Source organism: Nocardia sp. XZ_19_369 (assembly GCF_015355715.1).
Classification (GTDB): domain Bacteria; phylum Actinomycetota; class Actinomycetes; order Mycobacteriales; family Mycobacteriaceae; genus Nocardia.
This window is the reverse complement of the sequence record NZ_JACVED010000013.1, coordinates 289,110-305,773: the sequence shown is the minus strand read 5'-3', so window position 1 is coordinate 305,773 and position 16,664 is coordinate 289,110. Positions and strand designations below refer to the sequence as shown.

General features: G+C 67.1%; 19 protein-coding genes. All 19 read right to left on the bottom strand.

The window, feature by feature from the left end:
- The coding region (locus IBX18_RS42625) for a Clp protease N-terminal domain-containing protein (RefSeq protein WP_228542442.1) at positions 1 to 307 on the bottom strand (307 nt) is incomplete at its 3' end.
- A 93-nt stretch (positions 308 to 400) separates the two neighbouring features.
- The gene (locus tag IBX18_RS39025) at positions 401 to 1,342 is read right to left on the bottom strand and encodes a triacylglycerol lipase (protein ID WP_194838407.1); all 942 of its coding nucleotides are present in this window, start codon (positions 1,340 to 1,342) and stop codon (positions 401 to 403) included.
- Between the two features lie 99 nt (positions 1,343 to 1,441).
- A complete protein-coding gene (locus IBX18_RS39020) occupies positions 1,442 to 2,050 on the bottom strand; it encodes an anthrone oxygenase family protein (RefSeq protein WP_194838406.1) in 609 nt (202 codons plus the stop codon).
- 131 nt (positions 2,051 to 2,181) lie between these two features.
- Positions 2,182 to 2,745 (bottom strand): FHA domain-containing protein, encoded by a 564-nt coding sequence (locus IBX18_RS39015; protein WP_228542497.1) that lies wholly within the window; start codon positions 2,743 to 2,745, stop codon positions 2,182 to 2,184.
- A gap of 281 nt (positions 2,746 to 3,026) precedes the next feature.
- Positions 3,027 to 3,386: an Lsr2 family protein gene (locus tag IBX18_RS39010; protein WP_107653839.1), complete on the bottom strand. Its 360-nt coding sequence runs from the start codon at positions 3,384 to 3,386 to the stop codon at positions 3,027 to 3,029.
- A 115-nt stretch (positions 3,387 to 3,501) separates the two neighbouring features.
- Positions 3,502 to 5,001: a lysine--tRNA ligase gene (lysS, locus tag IBX18_RS39005; protein ID WP_107653838.1), complete on the bottom strand. Its 1,500-nt coding sequence runs from the start codon at positions 4,999 to 5,001 to the stop codon at positions 3,502 to 3,504.
- Between the two features lie 261 nt (positions 5,002 to 5,262).
- Positions 5,263 to 5,685, bottom strand: a complete 423-nt coding sequence (locus tag IBX18_RS39000; protein ID WP_107659964.1) for a rhodanese-like domain-containing protein — start codon at positions 5,683 to 5,685, stop codon at positions 5,263 to 5,265.
- 11 nt (positions 5,686 to 5,696) lie between these two features.
- Positions 5,697 to 6,320, bottom strand: a complete 624-nt coding sequence (locus IBX18_RS38995) for a cysteine dioxygenase family protein (RefSeq protein WP_147129479.1) — start codon at positions 6,318 to 6,320, stop codon at positions 5,697 to 5,699.
- 152 nt (positions 6,321 to 6,472) lie between these two features.
- Complete coding sequence (locus tag IBX18_RS38990) at positions 6,473 to 7,270, bottom strand: type III pantothenate kinase (protein ID WP_107653836.1); 798 nt, start codon at positions 7,268 to 7,270, stop codon at positions 6,473 to 6,475.
- Positions 7,271 to 7,285: 15 nt separating this feature from the next.
- Complete coding sequence (gene panD / locus IBX18_RS38985; protein WP_194838405.1) at positions 7,286 to 7,705, bottom strand: aspartate 1-decarboxylase; 420 nt, start codon at positions 7,703 to 7,705, stop codon at positions 7,286 to 7,288.
- Between the two features lie 27 nt (positions 7,706 to 7,732).
- Positions 7,733 to 8,662, bottom strand: coding sequence for a pantoate--beta-alanine ligase (gene panC, locus IBX18_RS38980; RefSeq protein WP_194838404.1), 930 nt, complete (start codon positions 8,660 to 8,662; stop codon positions 7,733 to 7,735).
- Positions 8,662 to 9,573 carry a Rossmann-like and DUF2520 domain-containing protein gene (locus tag IBX18_RS38975; RefSeq protein WP_194838437.1) on the bottom strand — a complete coding sequence of 304 codons (912 nt, stop codon included), beginning with the start codon at positions 9,571 to 9,573 and terminating at the stop codon, positions 8,662 to 8,664. Before IBX18_RS38975 ends, panC begins: the two co-directional genes overlap by 1 nt.
- A gap of 188 nt (positions 9,574 to 9,761) precedes the next feature.
- The gene (locus IBX18_RS38970) at positions 9,762 to 10,769 is read right to left on the bottom strand and encodes a DUF6779 domain-containing protein (protein WP_194838403.1); all 1,008 of its coding nucleotides are present in this window, start codon (positions 10,767 to 10,769) and stop codon (positions 9,762 to 9,764) included.
- A 70-nt stretch (positions 10,770 to 10,839) separates the two neighbouring features.
- Entirely contained in the window at positions 10,840 to 11,310 is a 471-nt protein-coding gene (locus IBX18_RS38965) for a DUF3180 domain-containing protein (RefSeq protein WP_194838436.1), read from the bottom strand.
- Entirely contained in the window at positions 11,307 to 11,861 is a 555-nt protein-coding gene (folK, locus tag IBX18_RS38960; RefSeq protein WP_194838402.1) for a 2-amino-4-hydroxy-6-hydroxymethyldihydropteridine diphosphokinase, read from the bottom strand. Before folK ends, IBX18_RS38965 begins: the two co-directional genes overlap by 4 nt.
- A 28-nt stretch (positions 11,862 to 11,889) precedes the next feature.
- Positions 11,890 to 12,315: a dihydroneopterin aldolase gene (folB, locus tag IBX18_RS38955; protein ID WP_194838401.1), complete on the bottom strand. Its 426-nt coding sequence runs from the start codon at positions 12,313 to 12,315 to the stop codon at positions 11,890 to 11,892.
- The gene (gene folP, locus IBX18_RS38950) at positions 12,312 to 13,205 is read right to left on the bottom strand and encodes a dihydropteroate synthase (protein WP_194838400.1); all 894 of its coding nucleotides are present in this window, start codon (positions 13,203 to 13,205) and stop codon (positions 12,312 to 12,314) included. Before folP ends, folB begins: the two co-directional genes overlap by 4 nt.
- Positions 13,206 to 13,216: 11 nt before the next feature.
- Positions 13,217 to 13,822, bottom strand: a complete 606-nt coding sequence (gene folE, locus IBX18_RS38945; RefSeq protein WP_194838435.1) for a GTP cyclohydrolase I FolE — start codon at positions 13,820 to 13,822, stop codon at positions 13,217 to 13,219.
- Positions 13,823 to 14,045: 223 nt separating this feature from the next.
- Positions 14,046 to 16,454: an ATP-dependent zinc metalloprotease FtsH gene (gene ftsH, locus IBX18_RS38940; protein ID WP_194838399.1), complete on the bottom strand. Its 2,409-nt coding sequence runs from the start codon at positions 16,452 to 16,454 to the stop codon at positions 14,046 to 14,048.
- Between the last annotated feature and the right edge of the window lie 210 nt (positions 16,455 to 16,664).

The window sequence follows — 16,664 nt, the reverse complement described above, 5'->3', positions numbered from 1 at the left end:
CCTCACCCTCATGAATCAGCCCCAGCAGGATGTGCTCGGTACCGATGTAGTTGTGGTTGAGCATCCGGGCCTCTTCTTGGGCCAGGACAACGACACGCCTCGCGCGGTCGGTGAACCTCTCGAACATCGCTCCCTCACTCTCCTGCTCCGACATTCTGGCAACAGACGCCGCAGTGTGCTGTGTAACAACCGTGGGCGTCAGCCTGCCATGAAGCCCGGGGGTTGCGGCCCCCGCCTCCACTCTAGTTGGCGGGGGATGCTGCCGCCGCCAGTCCACCCTATTGGCGACCAGCGTCAGCACGGTCATTCACTCATAACGTGAGCGTTGCACTATTCGTTTCCGAATCGGGTTTTGCCCTCAGCGAACAACATTGTCCGAATCGGGCGCTCGCCGGGGGTGCTACCCGGTGAACGGCGGGATGAAACCGCACGGCACGTCCTGTGGATGGGCCGGGTCGAGGGCGTTGAGCACGTACGCCGCGGCGCGTGGGCTGCCCGCGATGCCCGCGTGCTCGGAGAAGTCTTCCCCGCAGCCGTCCTGGACCACGATATTCGTCACGTTCGGCCCGGGTACCAGCCCCGACGTGTACGGCACGACGAGTTCGTCCAGGCGGGTGGCGATATTGGTGTAGGTGACCGCCGGGTGGTAGACGCCGTCGGCGTTCAGCGCCCGCACGAAGTCCGAGCCGGCAAAGACCTGGCGACAGGCCTGGCACAGCGAGCCGACCAGCGCGTCGAAGGCCGGTCCGGCGCCGAGGCGCTGGCTGAAGGCCGCGATCTCGGCGACGCCCGCGACGTTCGAGCCGAGCCACGGCGGGGCGATGGCAACCAGTTTGTCCACCTTGGCCGCGCCGCCGAGCCGTTTGACGAAGTAGTTGCCGATGAAATTGCCCTGCGAGTGACCGACGATGTCGACTTTCCGCGCGCCGGTCGCGGCGAGCACCCGGTTCACGAAGGCCGCGAACTGGGGAGCGCTCTGCTCCATTGGCAACATGCCGCCGATGGCCGAGATGGGCCAGGGCAGGTCGTAGGCGCCGTAGGTCATCGAGTACACGCAGTAGCCCTGATTGGCGAGCAGCGGCGCGTATACACCCCAATTCGTCTGTGCTCCACCGCCGGTGCCGTGCGCGAGCACCACCGGGTTCGGGTGCGCGGCGCTGGGCCGGCAGTTCCAGTCGTTGGCGCCGAGCAGCGAGCCGCCCGGCTGCGTCAGTTCGTTCGGGATGCCCGCGAAGAAGTTGTAGTCGACCGGATACCGCTCGGCCTGTGCGGGGCTCGCCGTGGTGATCCACAGCGCGGCCAGTACGAACAGGAGCAACGAAAAGCCTGGGATACGCCGCACGGGGCCTCCAAATCTGGAACGTGTTCCAGAAAGTTACCGTGCAGCGTGTCCCAGGCGGAGCCGAGTCGCGAAACTGGTTGTGGCGGTTGGTCTTCAGCCCTACCGGTAGGTCGGGGCGCCCGACTGGCCGGGAAACTGCCCCGACTGGCCCGGGAAGTGACCCTGCGCCACCTGCTGAGCGGACGCAGGCGACGCTGCGGCGTTCGCCTTGCCCTGCTGCAGGCCGGACACGAAAAGCGCACCACAGAGCACCAGGAAGGCCAGCGTGTGCAGCACCGCCCGGACGATGTTCCACCGGACCCAGGTGGCTTCGAAGTCGGCGCGGACCGCCGCCAGGTCAGCGATCTGAGACGGATCGCCCGCGGCCATCAGCCGATCGTTCAACGGCACGTTCAGACCGGAGGTGACTGCGAAGGCAATGATGTTGATAGCCAAGCCGACCCCGATCCAGATCAACGTGGTGCGCTGATCCTTCCCCAGGTGCAGCGCCGCCGCCAAGATGGAGAAGCCGACGGTGCCGAGGAACCCGATCATGAAGACCGGATTGATGATCACCACGTTGATCTTCTGCATCACGTCGATCATCGTGCGGTCGTCGGTCTGGTTCAGCGCAGGCATCACCGAGTTCGCGTAGCCGTAGAAAAGGCCCGCGATCAACCCGGTGGCCAGGATGGCCGCGACCAAGGTGATCAGGCGTGCGGCGGTCATAATTCCTCCTGTGAACAATCCCCGACCGGAGCCCTCATCGCTCCGGTTCGCTGGGTATCAGTCAAGCCGGTTCGGACACGGCTCTCCATGGCCGAGACACTCGGCCGCCTAAGCAATCGTCTATCGGAGCGTCACAGGTCCCGGTCGGAGATGAGTCCGCTCTGGATCGCCAGGAACGCCAGCCGGACCCGCTTCGCGTTCTGCGGCAGGTCCTCGACGCCGAACTTGGCGAACAGCGCGCGCAGGTGCGTCTTGATCGCGTCGACGCTGAGGAAAAGTTCCTCGGCGATCTGCTGATTGGAGGCGGGCGTCGCGAAGGCCGCGCCGTTCTTGTACGGACGGCACAGCGCGATCAGCACCGAGCGTTGAGTTTCGGTGAGCTGCCGGAAGTTGGGCGGCACCGTCCCGCTGGAGACGCGGGTGATGTCGTCGGCCACCCCGCCGAAATCGTGGAAGGACACCCGCGAGGTGCCGACCCGGATGACGTCGCCTGCCATCAGCCTGCGCCTGCCGACCAGTCGGTCGCCGTTGACGAAAGTGCCGTTGCGCGAAAGCCCGTCGTCCACGATGGTCCACTGGGCGCCGAGATATTCGATCGCGGCGTGCAGCCTGGACACCTCGGCGTCCCACGGCAGCGCGAGGTCGGCCTGCGGGGAGCGCCCGATCGTCACCCGCTCCCGCTCGGCGGAGAGCATGAGTTCCTGCTGGCGACCCGTGTCATCTTGGAATCGCAAAAATGATCCGACGAATCCAGTCACTGCGCAGATACCTCGCCTCTCCATACCGTCAGTGACCGTCGCACGTTTCCATGGTGCCGCGTCCCGGAACCACGAGCAAGATCGATCCGCGCGCCACTTCTCCCAGCGTGTCATCGCGCGGCGCGGTTATATCAGCAGCCTATGAGCCACCGGAGAAAGAGAAAACCGCCGCCCCGGCGTCGCACGATTCGCTGGGACGGCGGCTGAAAAATATGAAACTAACCCTTCGCGGCCTTGTTGTACGCATCGGTGATGTCGGCGGAGATACGCCCCCGCGCGGACACCTTGTGTCCATTCCGACGAGCCCACTCGCGAATTGCTGCACTTTGTTCCCGGTCGATCGAGACCCGACTCTTCGGGGCACCTGTCGCGGTCGCAGCGGCCTTGGTCCGGCGGCGGCCACTCACGCGACGCGCGCTCGAAACCCACTCCTCCAGCCCGTCACGCAGCTTCGCGGCATTTGCCGACGACAGGTCGATCTCGTACGAAACACCGTCGATCGCAAACTCGATGGTCTCGTCCGCGATGGACTCACCATCGACATCGTCGATCAGGCTAACGGTGACCTTCTTTGCCATGAGATGAACGTCCTCTCGAAATCGTGCGACCCGCATACTAGGCCGATTACCCGAGGCAAGAATACCTCGAATTCCAAATTTTCCAAGACGAGGCCGAGATTTTGCAATCAGCCGGTCAGCGAGTGACCGGCCGCACAATTGGGAACAGTATTGTTTCCCGGATTCCGAGACCCGTCAACGCCATCAACAGACGATCGATTCCCATACCCGTGCCGGTGGTCGGCGGCATGCCGTGCTCCATCGCGGCAAGGAAGTCCTCGTCCAGCGCCATCGCTTCGTCGTCGCCTTGCGCGGCCAGTCGCGCCTGATCCACGAAGCGCTCGCGCTGGATCACCGGATCGACCAACTCCGAATAGCCAGTAGCCAACTCGAAGCCACGGACATAGAGGTCCCACTTCTCGGTGACCCCGGCCTTGGTGCGATGTTGCCTGGTGAGCGGTGAGGTCTCCACCGGGAAGTCGCGCACGAAAGTCGGTGCGTACAGCTTGTCGCCGTACTGGTGTTCCCAGAGTTCCTCTACGAGTTTGCCGTGGCCATAGCCCTTGTCCTCGGGAATTTCCAGACCGACCCGATCGGCGAGCGCACGCAATTCGGCTATCGACGTTTCCGGTGTCACGGACACGCCGAGGGCGTCGGAGAGCGACGGGTACATCTCGACGGTCGCCCACTCGCCACGCAGGTCGTATTCGGTGCCGTCGGCCAGCGTCACCACCTGGGTGCCGAACACCTCCTGGGCCACTTCCTGGACCAATTCCCGGGTCATCCGGGCCGAGTCGTCGTAGGTGCCGTACGCCTCATAGGTTTCCAGCATCGCGAACTCGGGGGAATGCGTGGAGTCCGAACCCTCGTTGCGGAAGTTCCGGTTGATCTCGAAGACCTGCTCCAGCCCGCCGACCACGCAGCGCTTCAGGAACAGCTCCGGCGCGATACGCAGGTAGAGATCGATATCCAGGGCATTGGAATGGGTGACGAACGGCCGGGCCGCCGCGCCGCCGTGCAGCGTCTGCAGCATCGGCGTCTCCACCTCGAGGAAACCGCGGCGTTCGAGCGCATTGCGCATCGCACGCACCACCGCGATCCGGGTGCGCGCCATTTCCCTCGCTTCCGGGCGCACGATCAGATCGACATAGCGCTGCCGGACCCGCGACTCCTCGTTCATCTCCTTATGCGCCACCGGCAGCGGCCGCAGCGACTTGGCCGCCATGAACCAGGAATCGGCCATGACGCTCAATTCTCCGGTCCGCGACGAGATCACCTCGCCGTGCACGAAAACGAAGTCACCGAGGTCGACATCGGCCTTCCAGGCCGCGAGCGCGTCGGCGCCGACACCGTTCAAGCTGATCATCGCCTGCAGCTTGGTGCCGTCACCCTCCTGCAGCGTGGCGAAACACAGCTTGCCGGTATTTCGCATGAATATGACGCGACCAGCGACACCGGCCTGCAGCCCGGTCTGGGTGTCCGGGGCAAGATCCGGATATGCGGCGCGAATTTCGGCGAGGGTATGCGTGCGGGGCACGACCACGGGATACGCGTCGCCGCCGTCCGCGAGCAGCCGCTCCCGCTTCTCCTTGCGAATCCGTATCTGTTCGGGTGCGTCGTCGGCGTCGGACGCCACGGCAGGCCGCGAATCCGATGCGGTATCGCTGGACGAGGGAGTGTTGGTGGTGCTCACATCCAACAACCCTAGCGTGCACCGGAAATCGTTTTGCGGCCCGCCCTGCCTAGATCACGGAGTAACGAATCGGTCTCGGCACGAGACCGCTTTGCCCGCCGGATTTGCGCGGACCGTAATCACCCGGAATAGCGAGCATGCATCGATGGGCGCACGAAACCGGCTGTGCGACCTGATGATTCGAGATGGAAGCGTTGCCGCCAATTACAGCGAGGCGAGCGCGTCCACCTCGCGCGCGAAGTGCGGCGCCCGGATTCCGATGTGCAGTAGACCCGCCGCCTTCAATGCGTGATAGCCGCCCACCAGATCGGTCGCCCGATGCAGCCCGAGTTGCTGCAGCGCGGCCGCGGCAAGGCTGGAGGTATAGCCCTCGGAGCAGGCGATGATCCATTCCACATCATGATCGGTGGCCAGCGCCAAACGGGCCGAACTGGTCGGATCGAGCCGCCATTCCAGCACATTCCGCTCGATCACCAGCGCACCCGGCAACGCGCCTTCGCGCACCCGCTGGGCCTGCGGCCGGATGTCCACCAGAATCGCGCCCCTGGCGAGGGCCTTCGGCAATTCGAAGGCATAGATCCGGTTCAGCTGGGCGCGCGCGTTGTCGAGCATCTGGTCGATGGTCAAACGTTCGCTCATTACATATCACCTTCGGGCTGGTCGGTGAGAACGGTTCGGGTGCGCCGCAGGGTGCCGTGGCCGGTGACCTCGTAATAGGACATGGCGGTGAGCGGCGGAGAATAGGCGTGCACGCTGAGCGTGGGTTCGAGCAGGGCGGGATCCAATGGCGCGTCGATGGCGCTGTCGGCCACCGAATGCGCCGGGGCACGCATCACGTCGTGCACCCAGCCGATCGGGAACGACGCTTGATCGCCCGCGCCGAGGACCCGGCGGCGCAGTTCGGTTCCGTTCCAGCGGAATTCGGAAAGGGCGCCGCTGAGTACGGTCAGGGCGCCGAGCGAGCCTGCGTGGTCGTGCAGTTCGGTCGATTTCCCCGGTGTCCAGCTGATCAGCCAGACATCCACTTCGTCGTCGGTGAGCAGGCGGGCCGCCCAGCGTTCATCGGAGGGCCAAATGCCATCGGCCGGGAGGAGGTGGTCGTAGCGTCCGGCCAGCACGTCCTCGGCGCCTTCATCGGTCAGCCGCAATAAATCGGCGGGACGCAGACGCGTCGGCAATGCGGAGGCCACGGCACGGTCCAGCGGCGGGCTGGCCGAAAAGGCATCCCGGGCTGAGGAAAGGGAGAGAACGGAAGAACGCATGAGCGAATCTCCAGGAGGTTGCGAACGGTCGAGGGCGATAGGCAGCCTCGATCGGTCGAGGCCAGGTCAGCCTCGACAACACTCCTGAGTGCGCACGCGGAAATACACAGCGGTGAGTGTAGCAGCACTCGGCGCGGTACCGGCAAGCACCGTCAGACACCACCCTTGCGGCGCTGGTTTCGCTCGTATACGAGACGCAGGCCGGTGAGGGTGAGGTAGGGGTCGTGATCGTCGATGGTCTCCGATTCCGGGACGATCAGCGCCGCGCTCGGGCCCGTCGCGACCACCGCGACGTCACTGCCGGCAAAGGCCTCGAACTCGTCGCGAATCCGGTCGATCAGTCCGTCCACCATCCCGGCGAAACCGAAAACCGCACCGGACTGCATGGCTTCCATACTGTTCTTACCGAGCACCGAACGCGGCCTTGCCAGCTCGACGCGGCGTAGCGCACTGCGCTCCACCAGGGCTTCGGTCGATATCTCCACACCGGGGGCGATGATGCCGCCGAGGAACTCGCCTTTCGCCGAAACCAGGTCGACACAGATCGCGGTACCGAAATCGATAACGATCGCCGGCGACGAATAGTGCTGATAGGCGGCGAGGCAGTTCACGATCCGGTCCGCGCCCACCTCTTTCGGGTTGTCCACCAGCAGCGGAATACCCGTGCGCACGCCCGGCTCCACCAGCACGTGCGGCACATTGCCCCAATACTGGGTCAGCATCGTGCGCAGTTCCCGCAGCACCGGCGGCACCGTGGCCAGCGCGGAAACTCCGATCACCTCGTCGAGTTGCGCGCCGATCAGGCCACGCACCTGCATGGCGAATTCGTCGGCGGTCAATAGCGGATTGGTGTGGATCCGCCAGTGCCGCACCAGTTTCGAATGCGCGCCGCTGCCCGAGAACAGGCCGAGCACAATACTGGTATTGCGGACGTCGATGGTCAGCAGCATGTCCGGCGCGGCCGATCAGGCCAGCGACAGGGAGCGCGGCGAGGTCAGCCCGGAGCCTTCGGGTGCGTGCGCCGGATCGGAACCGAGTTCGATCGGGCGATTGCGCTCGTCCACGAAAACGACCTTCGGAGCGTATTCGGCGATTTCCTGCTCGTTCAGCTGGCCATAGGCGATAAGAATCACCAGATCGCCGGGGTGGACCAAATGGGCGGCGGCGCCGTTGATACCGATCACGCCGGATCCGCGTTCGCCTGCGATGACATAGGTCTCCAGGCGGGCGCCGTTGTCGATGTCGACGATGCAGACCTGCTCGCCTTCGAGCAGATCGGCGGCGTCGAGCAGATCCTGGTCCACCGTCACCGAGCCGACGTAGTGCAGGTCGGCGTGGGTCACCGTGGCGCGGTGGATCTTCGACTTCATCATGGTGCGCAGCATTGCGTCGGCCTTTCGTTGGTGAGTCGCCTAGGCAGGCTGAGAGATCCGCTCGGCGGAGACGTTGGGGTGGCCGTCGATCGGCGCGCCGAGGGTGATGGCGACGTTGTCGATCAGCCGGGTCGGGCCGACCCTGGCGGCGACGAGCAGCCGGGCATTGCCGGTCGCCGGGGCGGGTTCGAGTGTGGTGGAACGCAATTCGAGGTAGTCGACCTCGATGCCAGGCACCGCGTCGAGCACCTGGTGGGCCGCGGCGAGCACCGCGTCCGGGCCGAGGCCGCCCGCGTGCCTGCCCGCGGCCAGCGCAGCCGACAGGCCGAGCGCCGATTCCCGCTGTGCCGCATCGAGAAACCGATTGCGCGAGGACATGGCCAAGCCGTCGTGCTCGCGCACGGTGGCCACCGCCTTGATCTTCACGTCGAAGTTCAGGTCACGGACCATCTGCCGGATCAGCGTGAGCTGCTGGTAGTCCTTCTCGCCGAAGTACACCTCGGTCGGCCGCGCGATCTGCAGCAGCTTCGCGACCACGGTCAACATGCCCGCGAAATGCGTCGGCCTGCTGGCACCTTCGAGCTCGGCGCCGATCGGGCCCGGCTGCACGGTGGTGCGCGGACCGTCCGGATACATCTCGGCCACGCTCGGCGCGAACACCAGCCCGACCCCCTCCGCGCGCAGCAGTTCGACGTCGGCGTCGAGGGTGCGCGGGTATTTGTCGAGGTCCTCGTTCGCGCCGAACTGCAAGGGATTCACGAAGATCGAGACGATGACGACCTGATTGTTCTTCTTGGCCAGCCGCACGATCTCCAGATGGCCCTCGTGCAGCGCACCCATCGTCGGCACCAGCGCGACGGTGCGGCCGACGCTGCGCAGCGCGGTGGACACCTGGGTGAGCACGGCGGGATCGTGGTGCACGGTCAACTCGCCGGGCTTATAAGCGCCGCGCAATTTCGGGTCGAACATCAGCGCCCTTTCAACAGTTCGATGACGGCGGGATTGGTGCCCGCCCGTTCGGCGGTCCGCAGCGACAGCGCGCGATAGCCCTCGGCCAGGCGCGGGTCAACGGATTCCAGTGCGGTCAGGTGGGCGGCGACGGCGTCCGCGTCACCGCGGGCCACCGGGCCGGTCAGCGCGGACTGCCCGCGCCGCAGCGCGTTGTCCAGCGCGGCCGAGGCGAGCGGGGCGAGCAGTCGCTCGGCCAGCCCGTTCGGCTGATCGTCGACGATCTGCTGCCCGAGCAGCCCGGGCCCGTCCAGCGCGACCCGCAGTGCGGCAACGGCATCCACGATCAGCGTGACCAGGTGATTGCTGCCGTGCGCGAGCGCGGCGTGATAGAGCGCGCGGTTGTGCTCCTGCACCCGCACCGGCTCGCCGCCCATCTCGATCACCAGCGCCTGCGCGATGGCATAGCCGATCTCGTCGGCGGCGGTGATGCCGAAGCAGGCGTTACTCAAGCGGGTGATGTCTTCGTCGTGACCGGTGAAGGTCATCGCCGGATGAATGGCCAACGGCATGGCGCCGATGTCGGCCAGCGGGGCGAGCACGCCGACGCCGTTCGCGCCGGAGGTGTGCGCGACGATCGTGCCCGGCCGGACCACCTTCGCGCCGGCCAGGCCCCGGGCCAAACCGGCCAGCTCGGTATCGGGCACGGCGAGCACCAGCAGTTCGCTGCGCGCGGCCACGTCCTCGACCGGCAGGATCTCCGAGTCGGGCAGGCGGTGCTGCGCGCGCCGCACCGAGGCATCGGAGATCGCGGCGACACCGAACACGACGTGTCCGGCGCGCTCGAGTGCCGCGCCCAGGGCGGAGCCGACGCGTCCCGCCGAGACGATGCCCACCGTCAGGCGGGCAGGCGCGGGGTCGCCGTTCGCCACCGATTGCGGGTCGCTCGACACGGGAAAGCCCGAAGGCGCGTCGTCAGGATTCACGCTTCTCGAGGTCAACAGTGTCCTCTCGATTTCGTTCCAGTCCCGCCGTGCGGGTACCGGACGTACGTCATCGAGAATATCGGCCCGATGTTTGCCAGTGCCACGGCCCTGGGCAGTGATTTACAAGACACCCATCAGCGCCGGTCGCGGCTCTGCTCCTCCGATTGCAGGTTCGCCATGATCTCGGCCACCGACAACCGGCGCTCGGGCATGTCGGAGTTCGCCTCGGTCTCGGCCCGCCGCCGCCTGCGCGAGCTGGCGGTGCCGACGGTCGGGCCCTCGGTCGTCGGCCAGGCCGAGGGGCGGGTCGTCTGATAGGACGGGACAGGCCTGGGGGCGGGCTTCGGCGCGGGAGCCGGCTGGATGACCGGGCCCTCGGTGAAGGCATCCGACCAACCGGACTGCTCCGCATCCTCGGTGCGCTTTTCGGGGCCGGGCCCGTCGCTGTTCTCGACCTCGGCGACGTCGGCATCATTCGCCGTCGCGTCTTCGAGGGAGACCGCGGAGGTCTCGGCGGTGACCGGATCGTCGAAGGGGCTGGCGAACTGCGGCGGCTCCGGATGATCGGGGACGAAGACCGGGGTGACACTGCTGCGCGGTTGCTGGTTCGCCGGCCCGGACCAGGGTCCGGCATTCGCGGAGCTATTGTTCGCCGGTTCGCCGACCGTGCTGGTCAGCTCCTGGATCCGGGTCGCGTCGGCGCGCAATGCGGGGCGATCCATCGGCAGATCGCCGTCGAACAGCCGCTGCAGACTCGTCCGGAGCACGGTGAGTTCGGCGCGCAGCGCGGCCAGCTCGGTGGCGTCGGCGCCGACTTCCTCGCGCACCCTGGCCTCGATACCGAGCTCGAATTCGCGTCTGGCGGTGACCTCACGCTCGAGTTGCAACTCGTAAACCGTCTGAAGATCGCGAACCTTGGCCTTGTCGATCGTCGCTTCCTTGCGATATCTCGTCGCAGCTAATGCGCCGATGACCGCCGCCCACAGGGCCGCGACAAGACCGATCCGGACGAACTGCAAGCTGTTGCTGAAGACCAGGAAAACGCTGGCAACCAGACCGAGCACAATCAATACGCCGATGAACAATTTTCCCGCGTCGTCCCGCCGTCGACGGGAAGTGCTGGTACGGGAGGGTGAAACCATGCAAGCCAGGGTAGCTTGATCGACTCGTCGCGCCCACAACTCGGTGCGGCAATTCCGAAACGATAATTTGCTAAGTGGTTGCCGGATCATCGGTTGGGTCGTCGGGAGCCCGGCAGCAATACTCGAGCCACAGGGCCGCAGCAACCAAAGCGACCCCCGCCAGCATCCCGACGATCGCGCCGGGACTGTCCGCCGCGGCCGCACCCGAGCTGCCCCGCTGCGGGTACACCCAGCAGAGGAAGCCGAGCCACACCCCCGCGGCGATCGAACCGACTTGCAGCGACGCCTTGGCCAGCGCGACCGCCCGTGCCGCGGTGATCGGATGCAGCTGATGCCTGCCGTTGCCGAGCTGGTTGTCGTTCACCCTGGCCCGGATCACGAACGCCAGCACCGCCTCGATGGCCGCGACCGGGTACAGCGACGCGCCCGCGAAGGTCGAGATCGGCGGGAAACTGTCGTAGGCCATCCGTGTCGCGACCCACGCGACGAGAGCGGCGATGATCACGTTCGCCGCCAAGTCCAGAATTCGGGTGGGTTTCAACTGCACGAGGCCGTTCCTTCGGCGCCGGGCAGCAGGGAAAGTTCGGTGCGCCGCACGCCGCTGCGCTCGTCGACCGGCAGCTCATCGAGCAGGTCGGTGATCGCCTGGGCTCTGCCGTCGACCTCGAGCACCGCGTCCGGCGCCACATCCAGCCACGGGACCAGGACGAACGCGCGACGATGCGCCTGCGGATGGGGCAACGTCAGCTCCGGGTCGGCGCTGCGGACCGCGACGAACTCGTCGTCCACGCGCTCCGCGCACCAGATCACGTCGACGTCGAGTGTTCGTGCGCCCCAGCGCACTTCGCGGACCCGATCGGCGGCCTGCTCGAGCCGCTGGCCGCGGCGCAACCACTCGGTGCAGTCGAGCTCCGGATCGTCCACCACGACAATGGCATTGAGATAGTCGTCCTGTTCGACGCCGCCCCACGGTGGAGTCGAGTACACCGGCGACACCGCGACGACCCGCTCGCCGAAACCATCCACCACACTGCGCAGATGAGCGAGCCGGTCCCCCATATTGGAACCGATGGAGAGGACGGCGCGCGTCACGACTGCCCCTCGCCCATAATTCGCTCGTTCACGCAATCTCCCCACGATGACGCGAGGCGACCACGCGGACGTCGGCGAAGGTGTGCGGGATCGGGGCGGACGGTTTGTGCACGACCACCTCGACCGAGCTGATGCGCGGGTCGGTCATCACGTCGTCGGCGATCTCGGAGACCACGGTCTCGATGAGATTGCGCGGCGGGCCCTCGATGATGCGCACGGCGTTCCCGGCGAGCAGGCCGTAATCCACGGTGGCGACCAGGTCGTCGGAGGCGGCGGCGACCGAAAAGTCCACCCAGACGGTCAGATCGACGATGAACTCCTGGCCGTCGCGGCGTTCGTGGTCGAACACGCCGTGGTGGCCGAACGCCCGCAGGCCACGTAACTCGATGCGGTCGGCGCCGCGCCGGATCTCCTGCGCCGCACCCGGCGCGACGTCGGCGGGAGTCGGATTCATCGGTGTGCTCCTTGCGAGCTGTGGTGGGTAGAGGCGGTGCGGGCGGCGGCCTGCCAGGCGTCGGTGACGGCGATGGCATCCAGCGACGCGCGCACATCGTGCACGCGAACACCCCAGGCGCCGTGCAAGGCGGCCAGCGCCGAGACGGTCGCGGTGGCGGTCTCCCGGCCGTCGGGCGGGCGCGGGCCCGCGTCGTCGGCGAGCAGCGCGCCGAGGAAACGTTTACGGGAGGCGCCGATGAGGATCGGCAGGCCGTTGCCGACCAGCTCGGGCAGCGCGCCGAGCAACGCCCAGTTGTGCTCGGCGTTCTTGGCGAAGCCGAGACCGGGGTCGAGAATCAGCCGGGCCGGGTCCACGCCCGCGGCGACGGCCAGGTCCACCTGGGCGGTCAGTTCGGCGAGCACCTCGGCGACCACGTCGTCGTAGTGGTCGGCCGGGCCGGTGTGGCGGTAGTCCGCGCCCGCGCGCCAGTGCATGAGGATCCACGGGACACCGGCGGCGGCAACGACTTTCACCATGTCGGGATCGGCGCGGCCGCCGGAGACGTCGTTCACCACCGAGACGCCCGCCGCGAGCGCGACCTCGGCGACGCTGGCCCGCATGGTGTCGACGCTGGTCGGCACGCCCGCCGCGACCAAGCCGCGGATCACCGGGACGACCCTGGCCGCCTCGGTGTCGGAGTCGATCCGCACCGCGCCCGGCCTGGTCGACTCGCCGCCGACATCGATGATGTCGGCACCGGTGGCGTACAACTCGATGCCGTGCGCGACGGCGACCTCGGGATCGAGATAGCGACCGCCGTCGGAGAACGAATCACTGGTGACGTTGACGACGCCCATCACCACACAGGAACGACCGCCGCGCGCGAAGCTGCTCCCACCTGCGGTCATCGGAGCCTCGTTCACTTCCGCAGAATGAGATCGAGGGCCTCGGAGCGCGAGGACGGGCTGGACTGGAGCAGGCCGCGCACGGCCGAGGTGGTGGTGCTCGCGCCCGGCTTGCGGATGCCGCGCATGGCCATGCACAGGTGCTCGGCCTCGATCACCACGATGGCGCCGCGCGGGTCCAGCTTGCGCATCACCGCGTCGGCGACCTGGCTGGTCAGTCGTTCCTGCACCTGGGGGCGCTTGGCGTACAGGTCGACCAGGCGGGCCAGCTTGGACAGCCCGGTGACCCGGCCGTGCTTGCCGGGGATGTAGCCGACGTGCGCGACCCCGTGGAACGACACCAGGTGATGTTCACAGGTGGAGTACATGGGGATGTCGCGGACCAGCACCAATTCCTGGTGGCCCTCGTCGAACGTGGTGTTCAGCACCGCGTCCGGTTCGACGTAGAGCCCGGCGAACATTTCGCGGTAGGCGCGGGCGACGCGCGCGGGGGTGTCGATCAAACCGGGGCGGTCGGGATTCTCACCGACAGCGAGCAGCAATTCCCGGATCGCGGCTTCGGCTCTGTCCTGGTCGAACGGTCGACCGGATTCCAGAGCGATGAGCTCCGGCCTGGTCACGCCGTTGCCGGAACCGTCTTCGTCAAAACCGTCCGAATCGGCGAGCACGTGGCCGCCGATGTGATTGTTGGCCGACAATCGAGGACACCTCCAAAATCTCGGGTCCCGGCAATTACTCGGCACCCCGATGGTCGAGCCTAATCGTCACCGCGCACGGCGCGAGCAATAGGCCCGGAGGCGGCGGCTCGCGCGACCGCTGAGGTCACGCGAGCGCCGCCCTACTTCAGTGCCGGCCGTTGTTGGGTCCATCCCATTCGTTCTTGTCACCCTCGCCGTTCGGGTTCGGGTGCCCCGGCTCTTCGTAACCGGGGTGCTCGCCGTAGTTGCCACGGTCGTAGCCGCCGTCCGGAGTGCCACCCTGCGGGCCCCAGGCCGGCTGGTAACCCTGGCGCTGCTGCGGCTCGGTCCAGCCGGTGGGCTGGCCGGGCTGCTGCTCGTCCCGCGGCGGCCAGCCGGGGGCCGACCAACCGGCGGGAGCGCCGTAGTCCGGGCGCGAGCCGTGCGTGCCGCCGCGCTGCGGGTAACCGCCCTGCGCGGGGTCGTGCGGCGCCGGGTAGCCGGTCGCGGGCGGCGCCGGGTAGCCGTACTGCGGCTGCGCGTGGTAGCCGCTGTCACCCGGGTAACCGTTGGCCGGCTGGTTCTCCCTGGCCGCCCCTGCGGGCAGCGGTGCGGGGATCTGCTCCGGCGGCGGCCACGGCTCGCCGCGCTCCAGCGCCAGCTCGCCCGGCGTCTTCACCGGCGGCTTGGTCGACGGAACACGGTCACCGAAGTCGTTGAACGCGGTGATCCTCGGCCGCTTCTGCACCGAGGCCAGCAGACCCTCGAGTTCCTTGCGGTGCAACGTCTCCCGCTCGAGCAGCGCCGTCGCCAGCACGTCGAGCACGTCGCGGTACTCGTTGAGGATGGCCCACGCCTCGGTGTGCGCGGCCTCGATGAGGTTGCGCACCTCCTCGTCGATGGCACCGGCGACCTCGTGCGAGTAGTCCGAACTCTGGCCCATCGAGCGGCCGAGGAACGGATCGCCCGCCTCCTGGCCGTAGCGCACCGCGCCGAGGCGCGAGCTCATGCCGTACTCGGTCACCATCGCGCGAGCGATCTTGGTGGCCTGGTCGATATCCGAGGACGCGCCGGTGGTCGGCTCGTGGAACACCAGTTCCTCGGCCGCGCGGCCGCCCATCGCCATCACCAGGCGGGCGATCATCTCCGAGCGGGTCATCAGACCCTTGTCGTCCTCGGGCACCGTCATGGCGTGGCCGCCGGTGCGGCCGCGGGCCAGGATGGTCACCTTGTAGATCGGCTCGATATCCGGCATCGCCCAGGCGGCCAGGGTGTGGCCGCCCTCGTGGTAGGCGGTGATCTTCTTCTCGTGCTCGCTGATGATGCGGCTCTTGCGGCGCGGTCCACCGACCACCCGGTCCACCGACTCCTCGAGCGCGTCGCCGGTGATGACGGCGCCGTTCTCCCGCGCGGTGAGCAGGGCGGCCTCGTTGATCACGTTGGCCAGGTCGGCGCCGGACATGCCGACGGTGCGCTTGGCCAGGCCGTCCAGGTCGGCCTCGGGCGAGATCGGCTTGCCCTGCGAGTGCACCCGCAGGATGGCGCGGCGACCGGCCAGGTCGGGGTTGCCGACCGGGATCTGCCGGTCGAACCGGCCGGGGCGCAGCAGCGCGGGGTCAAGGATGTCGGGACGGTTGGTCGCCGCGATCAGGATGACGCCGGTGCGGTCACCGAAGCCGTCCATCTCGACGAGCAGCTGGTTCAGCGTCTGCTCACGCTCGTCGTGGCCACCGCCGAGGCCCGCGCCGCGCTGACGGCCGACCGCGTCGATCTCGTCCACGAAGATGATGCACGGACTGTTCTGCTTGGCCTGTTCGAACAGGTCACGCACGCGCGACGCGCCGACACCGACGAACATTTCGACGAAGTCCGAGCCGGAGATGGTGAAGAACGGCACGCCGGCCTCGCCTGCCACGGCGCGCGCGAGCAGCGTCTTACCGGTGCCGGGGGGGCCGTACAGCAGCACGCCCTTCGGGATCTTGGCGCCCAGAGCCTGGTAGCGGACCGGGTTCTGCAGGAAGTCCTTGATCTCGTAGAGCTCTTCGACGGCCTCGTCGGCGCCGGCCACGTCGGAGAAGGTGGTCTTGGGCATGTCCTTGGACAGCTGCTTGGCCTTGGACTTGCCGAAGCCCATCATGCCGCCGCGACCACCGCCCTGCATGCGGGCCATGACGAAGACGAACAGGCCGAGCAGGATGATCATCGGCAACACGAACAGCAGGATCTGGGTGAGCCAGCTCTCCTGCTTGACCACGGTGTTGTACTTGGCGCCGGAATTCTTCACGGCGTCGAAGACCTGCCCGGCGCTCGCGCTGCCGCCCGGGTATTTGGCGATGATCTTCTTCTGGCCACTGGTCGCGTCGTTGCCGTTCTTCAGCTCGATGCGCAGTTGCTGTTCACGATCATCGATCTGAACGTTCTCGACGTTGCTCTTGTCGTTCAGCTGGCTCAATGCGACAGACGTATCGACGCTCTTCCAGCCGCGCGTGTCATCTCCGAAGTAGCTGAACGCATAGATCACGAGCAAAATGCCCGAGACTATGGCCAGGGTGCGAAACACAGTCTTGCGGTTCATAGAGCGTCGGCCGGTCCGGCCAGTCCTTTCCGGTGTCTCCGGTTCGTGCTAGCGATGCGTCGGGCGCGTCCGGCTCCGGGAGGGTTCGGATGCGGACATGCCACGTTACCGCGTACGGTCTAGTCGATACATCGCGCAGTTCGGCTGCTGGTGCAGTTAAAGAGGTAAACGGTCGAGGGACCTCGGTGGTTCCCGAAGACCCCGGTCCGG